Raw genomic sequence first — 18,164 nt, 5'->3', positions numbered from 1 at the left:
AGTCAACGCCGAGCATTGGCCGCCCGAGATGGCGGCTGCGTCATCCCCGGCTGCACCGTGCCACCCCACCTCACCCAGGTTCACCACGTCGTTCCCTGGCAGAAAGGCGGCCTGACCGATATCGACAACGCAGTCCTTCTTTGCAACGCCAGCCACTCCAGCATCGACACCTCCGGCTGGGACATCGACATGCGAGACGGCCGACCCTGGGTACGCGGACCCCTCCTGTTCGACCCCACCCAAACCTGGCGCCCCGCCGGACAAAACCGCGCCGCCATCCCCGCCGAGAAACCCAACTGGAACAAGTAACGCCGGCGTCGAGACCGCACCCGGATGAGCGCAACCAGATCAGCGCAACCAGATCAATGCAGGCATGCGAGGTTTCCCCTCCGCAGGACCGTGCGTCCACTCACAGGGCCCGGGCTGCGGCATCCGCTTCTAGCATGGTGGTATTGGGGGCCGATCCGGCTAGCCGCGCGGGCGCAGGCGCACCGTGGGAAGAGGCGGGGCAGGAATCGGGTCGGGTTGTCCGGCGGGAAAACTGCCAAAGCGCGGCTCGGCGGCCCCACCACAATCAGCACCGGCGACCGCAGAGTCGGCAGCCCTGATCTCCGTCTGCCATTGGGCGCGGTAGGCGACGATCTCCTCGTGGCTGCGACCCACGAAGTTCCACCACATCAGAATCTGTTCGCCCAGGGGCGCGCCGCCAATGAGCAGAACGCGCACGGGCTCGGCGCCAGCGACCAGCGTCAGTGTCGACCGACCGACGCCGGCGTACGCGAGGTGGTCCTTCGCTACCGGGATGCCGTCGACGGTGAGCTCTCCCTCATCAACGAGTACACCGTGTTCGAATGTCGGGTCGGTCTGCAGGGTGAGGCGGGCATCCGCTTGCAGCAGGATCTCGGCCCCGAGCAGCGGAGTGTGCGTGACGACCGGCGAGGTGCTGCCACCCAGCGAGCCGAGGAATACCCGCATGGTCCAGCCCTCGCCGTGCGCGGGTTCGGGGCGAAAATGCTCGAGGGTGGGCTCCATCTGGCGGGCGCCCTTGGGCAGCGCCACCCACAATTGGGCACCGTGCAGAACGGTGGTGTCGGGGGTGGAGAACTCGGAGTGGCTGATCCCGCGCCCGGCCGTCATCAGATTGAGTTCTCCGGGGCGAACGATTGCGTGAAAGCCGGCCGAATCGCGATGCTCGATTTCTCCGGTGAACAACCAGCTGACGGTCTGCAAGCCGGTATGCGGATGCCGCGGCACGCGCATTCCACCCATCTCGCTGACCCGATCGGGACCGTAATGGTCGAGAAAACACCACGCGCCGATCAGGGAACGTTGGCGCTGGGGAAGGGTGCGCCGCACGTTCATGGCGCGCAGCCCGCCGAGGGGAACGTCGCGTGGTGCCAGGATCTCGACGCTGCCACTGGGGGCGGCGGACTCGCACAGCATCTCGTCGGGATCGGCCTCTGGATTGCTCACGAGGTCAGCCTAATCGAGCAGGCATCGCCTCAGAAGTCGCGCCAAACCTGGGCGGGCGCCGGTTCCGCAACCGGGCGCACGATCGAGCATGCCCCCAGCTACCCAGCCTGCGCCCAGCTCACGGTGGGCCGCTACGACCAGATCCTGGCAGCCCGGACAGTGTTTGCCGCCCGTGCAGCGAGCGCCTGCTCCATCGTCACGGCCACAAAGTGGGTCTTCGTGCCTGGAGAACAGCGGGCCACCAGGTCCATGTCCGCGGAGATAACCGTGGCGACCATGGCGTAGCCCCCGCCGGAGACGGCGTCCCGATGCAGAATGATGGGCTGGGTGCCTCCGGGAATCTGGATGGAGCCGACGGCGTACCCGGCGTCAACGATGTTGGACGGGTCCTGACCGGCACCAAACGGTTGTTCGCGGTCCTTCCATTCCACACCGGGTCCGCTGTAGCGAAGACCCATGCGGTCGGCCACCGGAGTGAGCACCCATTCGCTATTTAGCAAGCTGTCCAGCCCCGTGTGAGAGAGCAGGTGGTCGTACAGTCCGAGCATAACCCGCACAGTCACGTCCTTGGAGAAGGCCGGACGGTCCTCGATTTCAATGAACTGCAGCGCAGGCAAGCCGTTGTCGATCGCTGCGCCGACCGGAACGAGATCACCCGCAGCGAGCGCACGCCCGTCAACCCCACCGATCGCTCCGATCGGATAGGTCGACCGCGAACCGAGCACTTCGGGAACATCGATTCCGCCGTGCACGGCGATGAAATACTTCGTGCCGCCCTTGATCACACCGAACTTCAGTTCATTACCGGCGAGAAGCTCGAGTCGTTCGTATTCGGGTACGAGTTCCCCATTGACGAAGACGTCCACCGGCGCACCGGTCACGGCGATGATGGCATCGGTCGTGGAAATCAGTTTGGGGCCGATATAGGTGCACTCAAGCACTGCCTCGCGCGCCGTATTGCCGACGAGCCGGTTGGCCAAGGTGGCCGAATACTGATCCATCGAACCACCCTGCGGGATGCCAAACCGGTAGTAACCGATTCGTCCCTGGTCTTGGACGGTGGTGGAGAGACCGGGTTCGAGAATGTCAAATGCCATTGAGTGCCTCCAAGAGTGACGACTTGTAACCGTCGGGGTCGGTCAAGGCCTCACCCAGGTCGAACGCGATTGGTGCCTGGCGATACCGGAAGGTTCCGGCGTCGACCTCGGCGCGGATGCGCCGATACTCCGTTTCGTCGATTGGCTTGAATTTCACGATGTCCCCCGGTTTGAAGAAGATCATAAAGTCGTAGAAATCGACCAACGTTTGGGACGGGTCAAAGATCGGAGCGGCCGCTATCCCGAACATCTGGTAGCCGCCGGCGCCGCGCACCGAGTAGATGCAGCTGAAGCAGCCGCCATAGCCCACGGTCAGCGCCGGCGTGTCCGTACGGGGGCTCAGATATTTGGGCACCTCGAGTTGTTGCTCGCGCGGGGCTAGCTGGAAGAGAAAAGGGAGACCGGCGACAAAACCCACCATGGAAACCAACCAGGGTGATTCGTGATGCCGCTTGATGAACTCCTCGGCATTGGCCAGTCCATTGACCTCGGCGGCATAGTCGAGGTCGTTGCCCTCGGGCCGCTGGTGATAACCCTCACGGAATCGGGCCCCGGTTTCATTCGTGTACGGGTCGTTATACCAGACCGGAATCTCGATGATGCGTGTTTCGAGTACCTTGTCGGTCGAGGCCCGCACCTCGTCCTCGAGCGTGTGCACCACGTTTTCGAGCTCCTGCCAGGGCAGAATATCCGGGTCGAACCGCACCAGTAGCGAGGCGTTGGCCGGGCAGATATCCACGATCCCCGCGAGCTCGCGCGCTTCCAAAGCATTGGCGATGCTGTTTGAGATGAAGTTTGCTTCGAGCGACATGCCCTCAGCGATTTCAATGAAGAGAAACTCATCGCCGCCCCATGTGTATCGGGCTGTGGTCTGCTGCGTCATTCGGCATCTCCCGTTGAGTCCGGAATCGTTGAGTCCAGAAACGATTCGATGTACTTGGTATGGTGTTTGACGTCCGCGAAATCGGGCAGCCCCACGAGGGAACTGAGCAGCCCAATCGTCGATTTGACTCCGTCAATGTGTGCTTCGTCCAAGGCGCGCGCCGACCGAGCGATGGCCAGTTCACGAGTTGGCGCCCAGACAATGATCTTGCCCAGGAGGGAGTCATAGAACGGAGCCACGGTCTTGCCGGAGATAAAGCCGAAATCGGCCCTCACGCCGGCTCCCCCGGGCAGGTTCATGGTCTTGATGAGGCCGGGGCTGGGCATGAAGTTGTTGTCTGGGTCCTCCGCATTGATGCGGAATTCGAGCGCGTGGCCAGAGAACGTCACGTCACTTTGGGTAATATCGAGCTTCTCCCCCGCGGCAATTCGCAGTTGTTCACGAACCAGGTCCATGCCCGTAATGGCCTCTGTGATGGTGTGTTCGACCTGGATACGGGTGTTCATTTCGATGAAGGCGACCTCATGGCTGAACGGATCATAAAGAAATTCCACCGTACCCACGCCGACGTAATTCGCCTTGCGCGCCAGCTCAACCGAGGAGTCTCGCATCCGTTCGCGAACCTCGTCTGGTAGCCCGGGCGCGGGTGCTTCCTCAAGAATTTTCTGCTGCCGGCGCTGCATCGAGCAGTCTCGGTCTCCAAGATGCACGAAGGTCTCACCGTCCCCCAATATCTGCACTTCGACGTGGCGTGCCCTGGTGACAAATTTTTCGAAGTAGACGTCAGCCGAGTTGAAAGCGCCTAGCGCCTCGGCCTGCGCGATCTCGACGGTCCCGCGCAACTGTGCTGGGTCTTCAACCAAGCGGATGCCGCGCCCCCCGCCGCCAGCGGAGGCCTTGACCACGAGGGGGTAACCGATTCGTGCCGCGATCGCTTCAAGGTCGTCATCGTCGCGAAGCGCCGTTTCCGTGCCTGGAAGGGTCGGCACACCGGCGTCGATTGCGGCTCGGCGTGCGCGAGACTTGTCACCCATCAGTTCGATCGACTCCGGAGATGGGCCAACCCACGTCAGCCCGGCAGCAATCACCTTGCGAGCGAATTCAGCATTTTCCGATAGAAAGCCGTAGCCGGGATGGACGGCATCAGCGCCGCTGTCGAGGGCTGCTTTGAGCACGGCGTCGTGGTTGAGATAGCTGAGGCCGGCGGGAGCCGGCCCGACCACGATCGCCTCATCCGCGAGATCAGCGGCTAGGGATGTCTTGTCAGCTTCGCTCACGACGGCAACGGTCACGATGCCCATTTCTCGAGCGGTGCGAATGATTCGAACGGCAATTTCGCCGCGATTGGCGATGAGGAGTTTCTTCATTGGCTCTTCCAGTGAGTCGAGGGAAACGTTCAAAGGTAAGGAGGGTGCCGCAGCGTCACCCCGGGGGCAGTCAAGACGTAATGGCGATAACGTCACCGGGGTTGACGACCCCGAAGTCTTCAATTTCGAATTTTTCGAGGACACCGTCGAATTCGGCGCGAACCTCACTGAATTGCTTCATGATCTCGACGAGGCCAATGGTCTGGCCGGCCGAGACCGTGTCGCCTTCATTGACGTAGGGTTCCTTGCCAGGGCCCGGCTTTCGGTAGAAGATGCCGGGGAGGGGGGAGATGATCTGGTGGCTCATGGGTTCACTTTCGTCGGGCTGGGGTGGGGTGGGGTGCGCGGATTTACCGGCCGAGCGCCTCGCGCACGGCCTGGGCAACAGCCGGTGAATTTGAGGTGTCCGAATGAATACAAATGGAGCCGAAGGGGATTTCGAGGATCGTTTCATCGTTAGCGAGCACCTTGCCGTCCTCGAGTACCCGGCGCACGCGGGCCGCTGCCTTCTGTGGGTCGGTATTCTCGGGGCGCCGCTGAATGATCAGCCCTCCCTCGGCGTTGTAGTCAAGGTCCACGTAGAGTTCGGCGACGAATTCGACGCCCTCCCGCTCGGCTACCGTCTGATGGGCACTTCCGGCCAAACCGAAGATGGGCACGCCGTATGACTGGGCGACAGCGACCGCTCCCTGCATGAGCGCTTCGTCACGGGCGAGCATTCCGTACAGGGAACCGTGCGGCTTGATGTGGTTGAGGGGCAGGTCGTACTTGTGCAGAAAACCGACGAGCGCGCCAACCTGGTATCGAATCATGGATTCCACTTCGGAGGGCATGAGCTTCATCTCACGACGTCCGAAGCCGACCAGGTCGGGCAGCCCAGGGTGCGCTCCGACGCGCACGCCGTGCTCCTTGGCGAGCCGAACGGTGGCCTCCATCGCGTCGGGGTCTCCGGAATGAAAGCCGCACGCAACGTTCGCCACGTCGACCAGCCGCATAAGAGCTTCGTCATTGCCAAAGCTGTGAATGCCGAGGGATTCCCCCATATCGGAATTCAGGGTGATGTTCGAGTTGCTGTTCACGTCGTCCATAACTCCACGCTACGGGCCCGAGACAGCACGGCCCAGTAGGCATCTGCACTAAGCTTGCGAAAAACTTTGTGCAAACCGCCTAGAGAATGGAACTCGAGATGCGCGTGGTCGACCTGCTCCTGGAGCGATCCCTGCAGCTCTTGTTGCAGACGCCGTCGTCGGAACTGCACCTGGCCACCGAGCTCAGCGGATGCGCACCGACCGAACTCATGGATCCCACACCGTTCCTGGATCCACACTCACTCCTGCTCACCAGCGGAATCGGTATGAACTTTTCCGACGAACGCACCTGGGATGCTTTCGTGGAACGCCTCGCCGAGGTGCCCGTCTCGGCCATCGTCTTCGCTACCGGGATGGCCCATCGTGCCCTGCCGCCCGGCCTCATCGCCGCCTGCACCAAGCATGATGTCCCGCTGCTGGAGGTTCCAGCGGCGGTTCCTCCGCTGCAGGTGAATCGCTTCATCGAGAGCGTCATGCAAGCGGAGCGTCTGGCCGTGGTCAATCGGGGTTGGACCCTCGCCGACGAGTGCGCCCGTCTTGCTAACCAGGATGCCGAGGTTGTCACCCTGCTGGCCACCGTCTTCAACGTGATCCAGTCGCCCCTGGCCGTGTACGACGCCTACGGCACGGTCATCGCCCAGTATCCGGCGCTCGCAACCTGGACGACCGGAATCAGGACGAAGCCTCAAGTGGGGGTGCTGAGCATTCCCCTGCCGATGGGTCTCAATAATCCCTGCCGTCTGGCCATTAGAGAGAAGGACAGCGAGAGTCAGCTCGCCTCCCTCCTGGGTCCGGTCGCCTCCATCATCGCGCTGCAGCTCAACAGGTCCGTGATCGTCGATGCCAGCCGTCAGCACGAAATCAAGAACTTTGTGATCGCGTGCGAGTCCTGGGAGGAAGCTACCCACCTTGACGTGAGGCGAGCGTTTGCCGACATCGGCCTGGATGCGCGAGTGGCAACATCCGTTCTGGTCGCGGATATGAGTGGGGAGCTGGCGTCGACATCCTGGCAGTTGCGAGTTGCCCTGCACGAGAAGTTTCAGACCCTTCGGGTTACCGAGTTCAGCGACCGATTGGTCGCCTTTGCGCAGAACCCACGCATGGACTTCGACGAGGCCGTCGAGCGGCTGTTGCACATTCACGACCGGCAACCGCTGGTTGTGAAGGGGCCGACACTGAGTCTGTTTGAGCTTCGGCTGTCTGTCGTGCACGCACTCCAGCTCGTGCAGGGGATCGACCGCCCCCAGCTCGCCCCGGCGCTGGGCCTCAGCGCCGTCGTCACCGCCACCGCTGGGCGCGGAGCGAAAGAAGCGGCACGCAAGTTTCTGGCACCGCTCTGGGAACACGATCTGAAACGTGCCGGCCCGTTGGTCGAGACTCTGCGCGCTTATCTCGACAATGACGCGCAGCCGTCCAAGACCTGCAGCGCCCTGTTCATTCACCGCAACTCGCTGAACTACCGACTGCGAAAGATCGAGACCCTGCTGCGCTTGAACCTGGGCTCCGTCGAGGGCCAGGCGACGTGCCTCATCGCTCTTCGGTTGGTTGATCTGGGCGAAAAATAAACCGGCGTGGGAACGCCCAAGGGCGTTCCCACGCCGGTCGGCAGCGCAAGCAGACGGTGCTGCTGCTAGGCGACCGTCGTCACCAGCGCGGACTTGGCCGTCGTGGCGTTCCACAGCAAGGCATAGACAGCGGATGCCACAACGGCCGTCAATATGGGGCCCCACGTGGCGCCGACACCGGCCAGGTCGGGGTTGAGCAGGCCCAACTGCAGCATGATGATGCCGGTCACTGTCGCGATAACCCAGGCGATGAGTCCCGAGTTGTTGAACTTGCGGTAGTGCACGTCGTCGAGCATTCCGTGTTCCTGGCTGAGTCCGCGGGTGATCAGAATGTGGGTCACGGCGATCGCGACCCAAGCTGTGACCAGCACGCCCTGCCAGGCCAACGCCAGCAGGATGTACTTCACGATGGGCAGGAGCATCAGGAGAAAGATGATCACCGAGGAGGTCAGCACCCAGACTAGGTTGGGCAGCTTGATCCGAAAGACCCGTTCGCCAAAGGACTTGAGGTTGGCAGCGCCCAGGTAGCAGTTGGCGGTGTTGATGCGGGTCTGGGAGACGAAAACGACGATGAGTCCCAGAATCCCCATCATTGAAACGATGCCGCCGGCGATTCCCGTCTCCGACGCCTCAAGTCCGGGGATGGTGAAGGTGAGAAAGATGCCGACGCAGGCGCTGAAACCGTAGGCGAGAATGTAGAACGCCCAACCGAAGCTCCAGCGCTGGTGAAATTTCGTATCCTGGCGCTTGCCGAGAGCGGCGTAATCAATGGTGAACATCATCATGATCCACACACCCATGTAGGCGGCAAAGGTGGCGAGCCAGCCCGGCCCACCCATCGTCACGGCCAGTCCCGATTCAGGCTGCTGGGTAAGCCAGGTGCTGCTGAAGCCGTACTGCACACCGGCCCATACGACGGCTGCGATGAGCCCGCCGACGTAGATCGGCAAGAGCCATCCGTTGAGCTTGTCGAGGAATCGGCGGGCACCACCGAGAATCAGCGGTGTGGAGTACGCCACGACAATCAGGTACCACATCCACATCTCACCGCCGAATGCCACCTGGAAGGCGTAGGCGACGATCGAGCCTTCGAACACGGCGTAGTAAATGGCGACGAGAGCGAAGATGATGGTCGCGATCGCTGACCCCGCAGTGCCGAGGATTGTGCGGGAGAAGAGCGCGACCGTGGTGCGGTTATTGATGGCGTACTTCGCAAGGACGCGGTTGATCAGGCCGTACGCCACGATGGTGAGCGCCAGTCCAATCAGTGCGTCTTTGGTGCCGTAGGCCACGGCCAGGGCGGCACCGATATAGACGAAAAACATAGCACTGGCGACGCCGTACCATGCCATTGACAGTGACCCTTTAGTCATCTGATCGTCGTCGTTGCCCTCGCGATAGAGGGCATCCGTCGCCTCAACAGTACTGTTACTGCCGGTCAAATTCACGTTCACTAGGTACCTCCATTAGGGCCGGTGACGGCCGGCAAAATGTTTCGTGATTGGTCCTGCAAAATACGAAATTCCAGGTGCAGCAAAAGTCGTGAACACCGTCGTCGTCTCTGCCGACGGGCCCACGACTCATGGCCCTCCAGCAAGTATGTGAACGACCTGTGGATCCAAACCAGTAGGCAAGTGCAAGAAAGATCAGCCAATGCCCGTGCAGATGCACAAGAGTTCACACTGAGGCTGAACGAAAATCCAGCTGGATCAGGCTGGCACGACCGGCCAGTGCGCTGAGGAACGTCGTTCCATCAGTGCGCGATGTTCCCGAGTCGTCGTAGCGAAGAGCTCGCCGGTACCCCAGTCGAGAATGACGCCGTAGCGACGGATGACGTCGAGCATGTCGATGTCGCCGCTGATGTACCTGGCCGAGACCGTAGCGGGGTCTTCAGCCAGCCACCCGAGACGGTGCGCAGCGATATCGTGTCGAAGCTCCACGCTCGCCGCTTCGTCGACCTCGTAGGCGTCCAAATCGGGATCGATGGCCGTAATAACCACGCCGTAGTCTTTGGCTGCTCGCCCGACGGATACGTAGCCGTCGATGACATCGTCGAGCACCTCCAGATAGGTGCGCTCGAGTGGGTCACCGTAGCCGCCTCCGCCGGCCGACGGCCGCACGAACGAGTCGCCGGATTGCACCGGAACGGAGGAAAAGTTGGAGCCGAGGAAGCGTTCGCTCTCGGTGCCCTTGTTCAGCCAGACCCCGTGCGGAATCGATGGGAGCCCGCCCTCGATCCCCCAGGTGATGGAGCGTGCCCGGTCGCAGCAATAGCTCATGACCGCATTCTGAGCGTCGGTGAGCATGCCACCCTTCTCAATGCCGACACCGCCGCGAAAGCGTCCTGGGCCGCCCGAATCCATGCCGATCTGGTGCATCGAGGTCAGCACCGGCGAGAGGCGTTCCTGACCCTCGACCGGCTGAACGGCGAGGCCGGCTCCGAAGACCGGCGCCGTTGCGCCGCTGCCGTCCTTGCTGGCCCGGCCGCCCCAACCGCCGGCCATCCAGTCGTACCACATGAAGTAGGGGCTGTCCTCGGTTCGGCCGTCCTTTCCGCCGACGAGCAGATACTCCAGGTTGAACGCGCAGGCCATGGCCCGCTCCGGCATGATCTTGGACCAGATCTCGAAGATGCCGTTCATGAGTTTCTCGTACGGTCCGGAGCAGAAGCCGGTCACGGCGTTCGGCCAGCCGGCGTTGACGACCGTGCCTTCCGGGCCGATGTCGGCGGTGACGGCCGCATAGAAGCCAGAGTTCAGCGGGACATCCGGAAAGAATGTTTTCGTTCCGGCGTAAATTGCCGAGAATGTCGTGCCGTAACCGGAGTTCAAAAACGTCGCCACGACCGGGGCCGATCCGGCCAGGTCGTAGTGAATGCCGTTGGCATCGATGGTCAGCTTGATTTTGATCGGCACCAGCCCTTCCTCCTTGCCCGGGTCGTTGTCCATGTAGTCCGTGGTTTCCCAGACCCCGTGCGGCAGGCCCTCCAGGCGGCGTCGAACGGTGCGTTCCACGTAGTCCTGGGTTTCCTGCATGGCGTGCAGCACTGTGGCCTTGGAATACCGGTCGACGAGACGCAGGATCTCTCGTTCGCACACGGCCGTCGCTTCGGACTGGGCGTGTAGGTCGCCCATCGCCTGGCGCGGTGCACGGGTGTTTGAGACGAGCAGCTGGGCGACGTCGTGCAGGAACACACCACGGCTCCAGATGCGTACGGGAGTGATTCGCAGCCCCTCACCGAAGTGCTCCTTGGCGTTCACATCGAACGAACCGGGCACGTTGCCGCCGATATCGGCCCAGTGGCCCTTGTTCTGGGCGAAAGCGATGACCTCACCACCCGAGAAGATCGGGCGGATAAAGCTCACGTCGTTGAAGTGGGTTCCGCCTCGATACGGATCGTTGATCGCGAAGACGTCACCGGGATTGATATCGGTCCCGAACTCCTCAAGCACGGCCTTGCACTGAAAATGCAGGGTACCCACGTGCACGGCGATATCCCCGCTGCCCTGCATCACCGTGTTCCCCGCGGCATCACACAGTGCCGATGAGAAATCCCGGGAGTAGATCACGAAGGAGTAGCAGGTACGCAGAATCTGCTCGCTCATCAGGTCGACGCTGGTGGCGAAGGCGTTCTTGAGCACCTCAAAGGTCACCGGATCCAGCGCGGTGGTGGGCGCGAGCGGTACCGCGATCGTTCCAGACATTTAGATCTCCTCCAGGTGGATGAGAATATTCATCCACTCGTCTATAACTGCGGTCGTATTCGGCGGAATGACGGTGGTGGAGTCGAACTGGTCGATGACGGCGGGGCCGCTGAACATGGCGCCGGCCGGCATGTCGTCTCGATCGAACACCGGGGTGTCCACCCAGCCCAGTTCTCCGAAGTACACGGGGCGAATTTCGCGCGGAGTTCCGGGATCTGCGTTAAGTTCCACGGCCGGCTTGAAGGACGGCTTTGGAGTTTTTCCTATGGCCGTCAGGTGCAGCTGGTAGACCTCGACCGGCTGATCTTTCTGGCTGAAAGCGAACTCACGCTCGTGCTGTTCGTGGAACGTTTCGACCGCCTCGGCGAGGGCGCCCAGCCCCGAGCCGATGCTGACCGAAAGCGAACGCCACTGGCCCAGGTAGCGCATGGAGATCTGCCGCTGCAGCAGGGCGTTCTCGTCCGCAACGCGTTCCTGACGCAAGCGGGCCATCGCTTCGGACTCGAGCGAGACGTACATACCCTCGAGCGCTTCGGTGTCGGCATCCGCTGCAATTCCGGTGAACATGCTGGACAGGTCGTGACGAATATCCACGAGCAGACAGCCCAGAGCGGATGCGACGCCCGGGTTCGGCGGAATGATGACCGTTGGTATGTTCAATTCACAAGCCACCTCTGCCCCGTGCAGGGCGCCTGCTCCGCCAAAGGCGACGAGCGCGAAGTCGCGGGGGTCGTGCCCTCGGCGGATGGAAACCAAGCGCACAGCATCGGCCATGTTGGCGTTGGCAACCTGGATTACCGCATGGGCGGCTTCAGCGATCGGCATGTTGAGCGGGTCTGCGATGACCTTCTTGATCGCCTCGGTCGCGAGTGCCTTGTTCAGATTCTTCGCGCCTCCCGCGAGCGACGTGCCCAGACGGTTCAGCACCACGTTGGCGTCGGAGTTCGTCGGCTGGTCGCCGCCGGTGTCGTAGCACGCCGGGCCGGGATCGGCGCCAGCGGACTGGGGACCGTTCCGCAGGGATCCGGCAATGTCAATATAGGCGAGCGAGCCACCACCGGCCCCAATCGTCAGCACATCAATGCTGGGAAAGATGATCGGGTGCCCGTATTCAACCTGCCATTCCTTGGTGATGCGCAGTTCGCCTCCGCTGACCAACGCGATGTCCGTGGAGGTTCCGCCCATGTCGAGGCCCACCGCGTTTTCGTAACCGCACTGCTGGGCGACATGCTTGGCTGCGATCGCGCCAGCCGCGATCCCCGACGCTGCCAGGCGAACTGGATAGCGCTCGACCATTCGGGGCGTCATCGACCCTCCGCCCGAGTGCAGCACCAGCAGGTCTCCCTTGTAGCCGCCGGCCTTGAGCTGGTCGGAAAGACGGTTGACGTACCCAGAGACCAGCGGAGCGAGAACGGCGTTGGCGACGGTCGTGTTGAACCGGTCGTGTTCGAAAATTTCGGGAAGAATTTCGGCCGAGGTTGATACAGTCGCGTTGGGCAGTTCTTCCTCCAGGATTTCCCGCATGCGAATTTCGTTCTGCGGATTCGCGTAGGAATTCATGAAGCACACGGCGACGGTGTTGACGTTGCGCTTGCGCAGGAGCTGCGCGACCCGGCGGGCATCCGCTTCGTCGAGGGGCATGACCGTGTTGCCCGCGTAGTCGATGCGCTCAGTGACTTCAAAGCGATCGCGTCGGCGAATGTACGGTCCGGAGACATCCTTGTACGCGTCCCACAGGTCGTCCTTGGTTCCGTCACGAATTTCAATGACGTCCCGAAACCCTCGGGTCGTCACCATCGCTGCCGGCGGAAAGTTACGGGTGATCAACGCATTCGTGGCCACGGTCGTGCCGTGCGAGAAGAGCGTGACATCTTCGAGGTCGATATTCGCGCGGGCCACACCGTTCATGACCGCGACGAGTGGGTCGTGCGGCGTCGACGGAACTTTGGTGACCCGGATTTTGTGCGATTCCTCGTCAAAAATACAAACGTCGGTAAAAGTACCGCCGACATCAACGGCGACTCGGACTTGCGACATGGGGTGTCCTCCGGACTGTTCAGGTTGTGGTCAAGTATGCGTACGGTCTCCGACCCTGTCACTGGATAGTGTGCAACGCTGATCGTCGTTTTTTGGATAAACTCCAAAACACGCGCGACTTTCGCCCGTTTCCGCCGCCAGGAAACAGGATGTTTACACGATGAGCCGCCTGAAATCGGGAGTTTCCTTGTCTTTAACACTCGGGGATGTCGTCAACGAGAAGGCCTTGGGTCTGACATCGGTGGTCGCTGGCGATCCGCACGGCATCGTCCTGGCCGCACGAACGAGCGAACTCGGCGACCCGGGGCGCTGGGTCGAGCCGAGGACGATCATGCTGACGACCGGGCTCCTGTTCATCGGCCACGAAAGAGATGACGCTCAGGCGCTGGCGTTGATCACGGACATGCGAGCCGCGCAGACCACCGCGATGTTCTTCGGTGTCGGCGTGCACTTCGAGGAGGTTCCGACGGCGCTGGTTGCGGCGGCACGATCGGAGAAATTTCCGCTGTACACCGTGGCCGCCGATGTTCCGTTTTATGCCATCGAAAACTTCGTCAACCAGTCCAAACTGTCGGCCGACGCCTACCTGCTCAAACGCGCGGCCTGGTTCATGAATGAACTTCTGCAGAGCATGTCAGCCGACCAGCCGATCGATGCGCTCATCGCCAAGCTGGCCTCCTCCTGCCGCGGATCGGCGGTGCTCTACGAGGACTCCGGTCGCGTTGTCGCTTCGTCCGGCGAAGGACCCATCCGCCTCATGTGGACCGAAATGCAGCGATCCGGGGGTGCTCAGGAACGGTTTACCGTTGGGAGGTGGGACGCGATCGGAAAGTCCCTCGTCCTGCGCGGAAAGACCTACCGGCTCGTGCTCGCCAGTCGGAATTCCACGATGCTGAATGACCTCGGCGATGTGCTGCTGCAAACAACTCAGCGCCTCCTCGGCGCCATCAACGGGATCACCCAGATTGGGCTCTCCCGCGAGCTGTACGAAAACGCACAACTGCTGGTTACCCTGCAAGACGGAATCTCGCCCTCTCGCGAACATCGCTACTGGAATCGCATGAATCCGTTCCGCTTCACCGCTTACGAGCCGCTGCGCGCTGTCGCCATCTCCACGCTGTCCGGAGATCCTGCCGGTAAGCACCTGATCGAGGGACTGCTGCAAGAAGCTGCCCTAGGCGGCCTGGGCCTGCTCCTGGATGAGAATGGCGGGGGTTCCCGCACGATGGCGAGCATTCATGCCCTGGTCGCTGACTCTGCCGTGCTGGTGAATTGGCTGACCCTGGCCGGAACCGAACTCGTCGTCGGCACCTCGGAGCCGTTCAGCGAACTGGCCAGCACCCCGATGGCGTTCCGCGAGGCCGAGACGGCGCTGGAGATAGCGCGACGCCGCGCCACCCAGGCGGGCCGTCACCCCGGCGCGCAGCGCACCGTGGTGCGACTAGACGAAGTCGACCTGGCCAGTTGGCTGCTGGCACGGCGCGAAGCACCTCAGCTGGAGGACAAACTGCGCAAGTTTGTCGCGACCCTCAACCTGGACAGCGACCTGGTTGAAACCCTGATCGTCTATCTGGCCTTGGATCAGGATGTCGGACGAAGCGCTCGGCACCTGTACGTGCACGCCAACACGGTTCGGTATCGGCTACGCAAATGCGAGGAGTCGCTCGGTACGTCGATCAGCAGCACCGCCACCATTGCCAACCTCTACCTGGCGTTCCAGGATGATGTACTGGCTTTGCAGGACCAGATTGAATACCAGGCCGAGTAGGTGTTGTGTCAGGCGAGTTTTTCACATTCGACGAATTCGATGGTGCGCGCGCCGCGGTTCTCGACGGTGTGTTCGGCACCAGATGGCCGAGTGTAGCTCTGGCCGCTGCGAATTTCCGCGACGATCTCTGAGCCGTCGGCGTTGATCACGTGCATGGTTTCGCTCACGAGGGGCACGACCACATATTCATATTCGTGCACGTGCATGGGAATGGCGTCTCCGGGTTCAATCGTCCACTTGGTCACGCGAAAAATACCGTTGTCAATTTGAGTCTCACTGGTGGCCATGAGTTCCCCTTGCTCGTGTAGCGGACAGTACAGCGATCCTACTCAGGGTAAGACGGGAACGACGCGGGCTACGCGGCGCCAGCGGCGGCATCCGCTCGTGACGCCGACCCCACCGGCGAACGGTGCGGAGAAGATGACGTAGCGTATCGACCGCTTGCGAAGGCCGTGCTCGATCGACTGGGTGAGCACGTTGCGGGTGGCTTTCAGCGGGCCAGCCGAGCGGTCAGGGGTGAAGCCGAGGTCCTTCAACACGCCGTAGGTGAATAGGAACATCACCAAGAGCACCCGCGCACGCAACGGGAACGGCACGCCGAGGTTGGTAGCCTGGGCGATCACCCCGCCGAGCACCGAGCCGGTGAACATGGCGATTCCGGTCACCACGAGGCCACGGCCGAACACGGCCTCGAGGCTTCATCGGAGCGCCGCTGCTGCTCTCGGCGCTCATCGGAACCATGTGCGGCATCAACGATTCACAGTCGACCTGGTCCGGCCTCACCGTCATTCCGATCGCCCTGTGGGAGTTCTCGCTGGGTGTCTACCTGGTCGTGAAGGGCTTCAAGCCCTCCCCCCATCACGGCCGGTATGACGGATGCTGCCACCACGCGCATCTCGGACGCCTCACTCTAAACCTGAACGGCGAAGGTCGCGGCCGGGCCCACATTGGGTCCGGCCGTTTCGGTGCGAGCGGTATGCGTCATCACAGACGTACGAGGATCGGCGATGGGCTTGTCGGTGAAAGTGGCGAAGAAGTCCCGGCTGAGCACCATGAGGTAGAGGTTCTCCTCGATCACGATGCAGGCGGCATTCTCATCGGTGAACACCGGGTTGATGTGCCAGCCGAGGGCCTCGAAAAAAGTCTTCGACCGGTCCAGGTCACTCGTGGAGAGGTTGACGAAGATGCTGGTAACCACGCTGGCTCCTATGTCGGTCGAAGGCGATCCGTCGACCTACGGTCCTGCCAACATAGTTGTTCAAACACGCAGGCTGTCAAGTGACAAGTTCAGTCCCGCAGGTGACCATCCACGTCGGGGTCCACGAAATCGCCGGCGTCACGGCGAAAACCGGTCAGCACGCTGATCAGGTTCTGAACCTCACCGGCACCAAGGCCCGGCTGCGTGAACACTCGAGCGTTGAGCTCGTCGGTGGCGGCGAGCACGCTGGTCTGGCCCAGCGGCGTGAGTTCGATCAGCGTGGCTCGCCCATCGGTCGGGTGCGCCACCCGGCGCACGAGTCCGGCCGTTTCAAGCCGGTCGACCGTGTTGGTCACGCTGGTGGGGTGCACTTGCAGTCTCGCGCTGGCCTTGGCCATCGGCAGCGCCTTGCTGCGGGTGAAACTCAGCAGCGCGAGCAATTCATAGCGGGCAAAGGTGAGGCTGAGCGGCTTGAGAACCGTATCGATGCGGGCGAGCATGATCTGCTGGGTGCGCATGATCGAGGTAACCGCGGCCATCCCGTCGGCTGCGTCTTCCCAGCCGTGCTCGACCCAGTGGCGCCGCGCCTCGATGATGGGATCGGTCTGCAACGGGGGTATTGACGACATCGGTCCTCCTGACTGGCGAGCGGATGCCCACGGCTATGTTCTCACGCGCCAGCGCGGCGCCGAAATGGCCCGCAACAAAAAATACTAGGAAGCCCTAGCAATTACTAGGGCTTCCTAGTATCTTGGCCGGAGACGACTACAGCGTCGATCAACTACCGCGTCGCCAACAGAGAGCGTCGCAAGGGAAGCAGGTTCAGAGCATGTTCCAGCTGAGTGATGACCAACGCGACCTGGTGGCGATGGTGCGCGATTTCGCGACCTCCGCGCTCGCCCCGCACGCCGTGGAGTGGGACCAGACCAAACATTTTCCGATCGACGTGCTCGAGGAGGCCGGCCGCCTGGGCATGGGCGGCATCTACGTGAAAGAAGATGTGGGCGGCTCGGGCCTCACCCGCAGCGATGCCGCGCACATCTTCGAGGAACTCGCCAAGGGCGACCCCACCATCGCCGCTTACATCTCCATTCACAACATGGTCGCCTGGATGATCGACAGTTTCGGCAACACGGACCAGCGCAAAAAATGGGTTCCCAGCCTGGCCGCCATGACGTCGCTCGGCAGTTATTGCCTCACCGAACCGGATGCCGGCTCCGACGCGGGTGCGCTCCGCACCAAGGCCGTGCGCGACGGCGATGACTACGTGCTCAACGGCGTGAAACAGTTCATCTCCGGAGCCGGATCCTCGAGCGTCTATGTCGTCATGGCGCGAACGAGCGACACCGGCAACCAGGGCATCTCCGCGATCGTGGTACCGGCCGAAACACCCGGGCTCTCCTTCGGCCCGAACGAGAAGAAAATGGGCTGGAACGCCATGCCCACCGCCCAGGTGATCTTCGACAACGTGCGCGTGCCGGTGGGCAACCTGCTCGGCGCCGAGGGCGACGGCTTCGGCATCGCCATGAAGGGACTCAACGGGGGCCGCATCAACATGGGCGCCTGCTCCCTCGGCGGCGCCCAGTGGGCGCTCGACCAGACCGTGGCCTACCTCAAAGAACGCAAAGCCTTCGGCAAACCGCTGATCGACCAGCAAGCCCTCCTGTTCGAACTCGCCGACATGGACACCGAGCTCGAAACGGCGCGCACCATGATCTGGCGGGCAGCGGATGCCCTGGACCGCGGCGCCCCCGACCGCGTGAAACTCTGCGCGATGGCCAAACGCGTCGCCACCGACGCCGGATTCTCGGTGGCGAACCGCGCCATCCAGCTGCACGGCGGCTACGGCTACCTCAGCGAATACGGCGTCGAAAAGGTCGTGCGCGACCTGCGCGTGCACCAGATCCTCGAGGGCAGCAACGAGATCATGCGCCTCATCATCGGGCGTACCCTGGCGGATGCCCACTGACCTGCCCGACGCACC

Annotated in this window: 17 protein-coding genes; 4 read left to right on the top strand and 13 right to left on the bottom strand. The window is 62.3% G+C overall.

The annotated features are described in order from the left end of the window. Positions 1-309 (top strand): HNH endonuclease signature motif containing protein (locus tag BLS91_RS04650; RefSeq protein ID WP_139165811.1); only part of this gene is annotated, 309 nt, incomplete at its 5' end. A 159-nt stretch (positions 310-468) separates the two neighbouring features. Here the strand turns inward: BLS91_RS04650 and BLS91_RS04645 are convergent. The 6 genes from BLS91_RS04645 to pxpA form a co-directional block, all read right to left on the bottom strand. Continuing rightward, on the bottom strand, positions 469-1,473 hold the full coding sequence (locus BLS91_RS04645) for a pirin family protein (RefSeq protein ID WP_092339581.1): 1,005 nt from the start codon (positions 1,471-1,473) through the stop codon (positions 469-471). A 131-nt stretch (positions 1,474-1,604) separates the two neighbouring features. After that, positions 1,605-2,570, bottom strand: a complete 966-nt coding sequence (locus BLS91_RS04640; protein WP_092339580.1) for a 5-oxoprolinase subunit C family protein — start codon at positions 2,568-2,570, stop codon at positions 1,605-1,607. Next, on the bottom strand, positions 2,560-3,453 hold the full coding sequence (locus BLS91_RS04635) for a 5-oxoprolinase subunit B family protein (protein ID WP_092339579.1): 894 nt from the start codon (positions 3,451-3,453) through the stop codon (positions 2,560-2,562). The genes BLS91_RS04640 and BLS91_RS04635 overlap by 11 nt, the downstream gene beginning before the upstream one ends. Further along, on the bottom strand, positions 3,450-4,820 hold the full coding sequence (locus tag BLS91_RS04630) for an acetyl-CoA carboxylase biotin carboxylase subunit (RefSeq protein WP_092339578.1): 1,371 nt from the start codon (positions 4,818-4,820) through the stop codon (positions 3,450-3,452). Before BLS91_RS04630 ends, BLS91_RS04635 begins: the two co-directional genes overlap by 4 nt. 70 nt (positions 4,821-4,890) lie before the next feature. Then, on the bottom strand, positions 4,891-5,127 hold the full coding sequence (locus BLS91_RS04625) for an acetyl-CoA carboxylase (protein ID WP_092339577.1): 237 nt from the start codon (positions 5,125-5,127) through the stop codon (positions 4,891-4,893). 43 nt (positions 5,128-5,170) lie between these two features. Next, complete coding sequence (gene pxpA / locus BLS91_RS04620; protein ID WP_092339576.1) at positions 5,171-5,908, bottom strand: 5-oxoprolinase subunit PxpA; 738 nt, start codon at positions 5,906-5,908, stop codon at positions 5,171-5,173. 98 nt (positions 5,909-6,006) lie between these two features. Here pxpA and BLS91_RS04615 point away from each other — a divergent pair, with 98 nt between their 5' ends. After that, a complete protein-coding gene (locus BLS91_RS04615) occupies positions 6,007-7,473 on the top strand; it encodes a PucR family transcriptional regulator (protein WP_158252866.1) in 1,467 nt (488 codons plus the stop codon). Positions 7,474-7,538: 65 nt separating this feature from the next. Here the strand turns inward: BLS91_RS04615 and BLS91_RS04610 are convergent, their stop codons facing one another. The 3 genes from BLS91_RS04610 to BLS91_RS04600 all read right to left on the bottom strand — a co-directional run bounded on the left by BLS91_RS04610 (position 7,539) and on the right by BLS91_RS04600 (position 13,214). After that, positions 7,539-8,927, bottom strand: a complete 1,389-nt coding sequence (locus BLS91_RS04610) for a purine-cytosine permease family protein (protein WP_092339574.1) — start codon at positions 8,925-8,927, stop codon at positions 7,539-7,541. Between the two features lie 255 nt (positions 8,928-9,182). Beyond that, a complete protein-coding gene (locus tag BLS91_RS04605) occupies positions 9,183-11,177 on the bottom strand; it encodes a hydantoinase B/oxoprolinase family protein (protein WP_092339573.1) in 1,995 nt (664 codons plus the stop codon). Beyond that, a complete protein-coding gene (locus BLS91_RS04600; protein ID WP_092339572.1) occupies positions 11,178-13,214 on the bottom strand; it encodes a hydantoinase/oxoprolinase family protein in 2,037 nt (678 codons plus the stop codon). 187 nt (positions 13,215-13,401) lie between these two features. Here BLS91_RS04600 and BLS91_RS04595 point away from each other — a divergent pair, with 187 nt between their 5' ends. Beyond that, on the top strand, positions 13,402-14,982 hold the full coding sequence (locus BLS91_RS04595; RefSeq protein WP_233197490.1) for a helix-turn-helix domain-containing protein: 1,581 nt from the start codon (positions 13,402-13,404) through the stop codon (positions 14,980-14,982). Positions 14,983-14,990: 8 nt separating this feature from the next. Here the strand turns inward: BLS91_RS04595 and BLS91_RS04590 are convergent, their stop codons facing one another. The 4 genes from BLS91_RS04590 to BLS91_RS04575 all read right to left on the bottom strand — a co-directional run bounded on the left by BLS91_RS04590 (position 14,991) and on the right by BLS91_RS04575 (position 16,809). Further along, positions 14,991-15,269 (bottom strand): cupin domain-containing protein, encoded by a 279-nt coding sequence (locus BLS91_RS04590; RefSeq protein ID WP_092339570.1) that lies wholly within the window; start codon positions 15,267-15,269, stop codon positions 14,991-14,993. A gap of 42 nt (positions 15,270-15,311) precedes the next feature. Continuing rightward, on the bottom strand, positions 15,312-15,668 hold the full coding sequence (locus BLS91_RS04585) for a hypothetical protein (protein WP_338061546.1): 357 nt from the start codon (positions 15,666-15,668) through the stop codon (positions 15,312-15,314). A 224-nt stretch (positions 15,669-15,892) separates the two neighbouring features. Beyond that, a complete protein-coding gene (locus BLS91_RS04580; RefSeq protein ID WP_174774961.1) occupies positions 15,893-16,180 on the bottom strand; it encodes a VOC family protein in 288 nt (95 codons plus the stop codon). A gap of 89 nt (positions 16,181-16,269) precedes the next feature. Further along, positions 16,270-16,809 carry a MarR family winged helix-turn-helix transcriptional regulator gene (locus BLS91_RS04575; RefSeq protein ID WP_092339569.1) on the bottom strand — a complete coding sequence of 180 codons (540 nt, stop codon included), beginning with the start codon at positions 16,807-16,809 and terminating at the stop codon, positions 16,270-16,272. 200 nt (positions 16,810-17,009) lie between these two features. Between BLS91_RS04575 and BLS91_RS04570 the strand changes: the two genes are divergently transcribed. After that, positions 17,010-18,149 carry an acyl-CoA dehydrogenase family protein gene (locus BLS91_RS04570; protein ID WP_092339568.1) on the top strand — a complete coding sequence of 380 codons (1,140 nt, stop codon included), beginning with the start codon at positions 17,010-17,012 and terminating at the stop codon, positions 18,147-18,149. Positions 18,150-18,164: the final 15 nt, after the last annotated feature.

It is taken from the genome of Cryobacterium flavum (assembly GCF_900103805.1).
In the GTDB taxonomy this organism is placed as follows: Bacteria; Actinomycetota; Actinomycetes; order Actinomycetales; family Microbacteriaceae; genus Cryobacterium; species Cryobacterium flavum.
The sequence above is the reverse complement of the archived record's forward strand: the minus strand, read 5'-3'. Positions and strand labels throughout refer to the sequence as shown.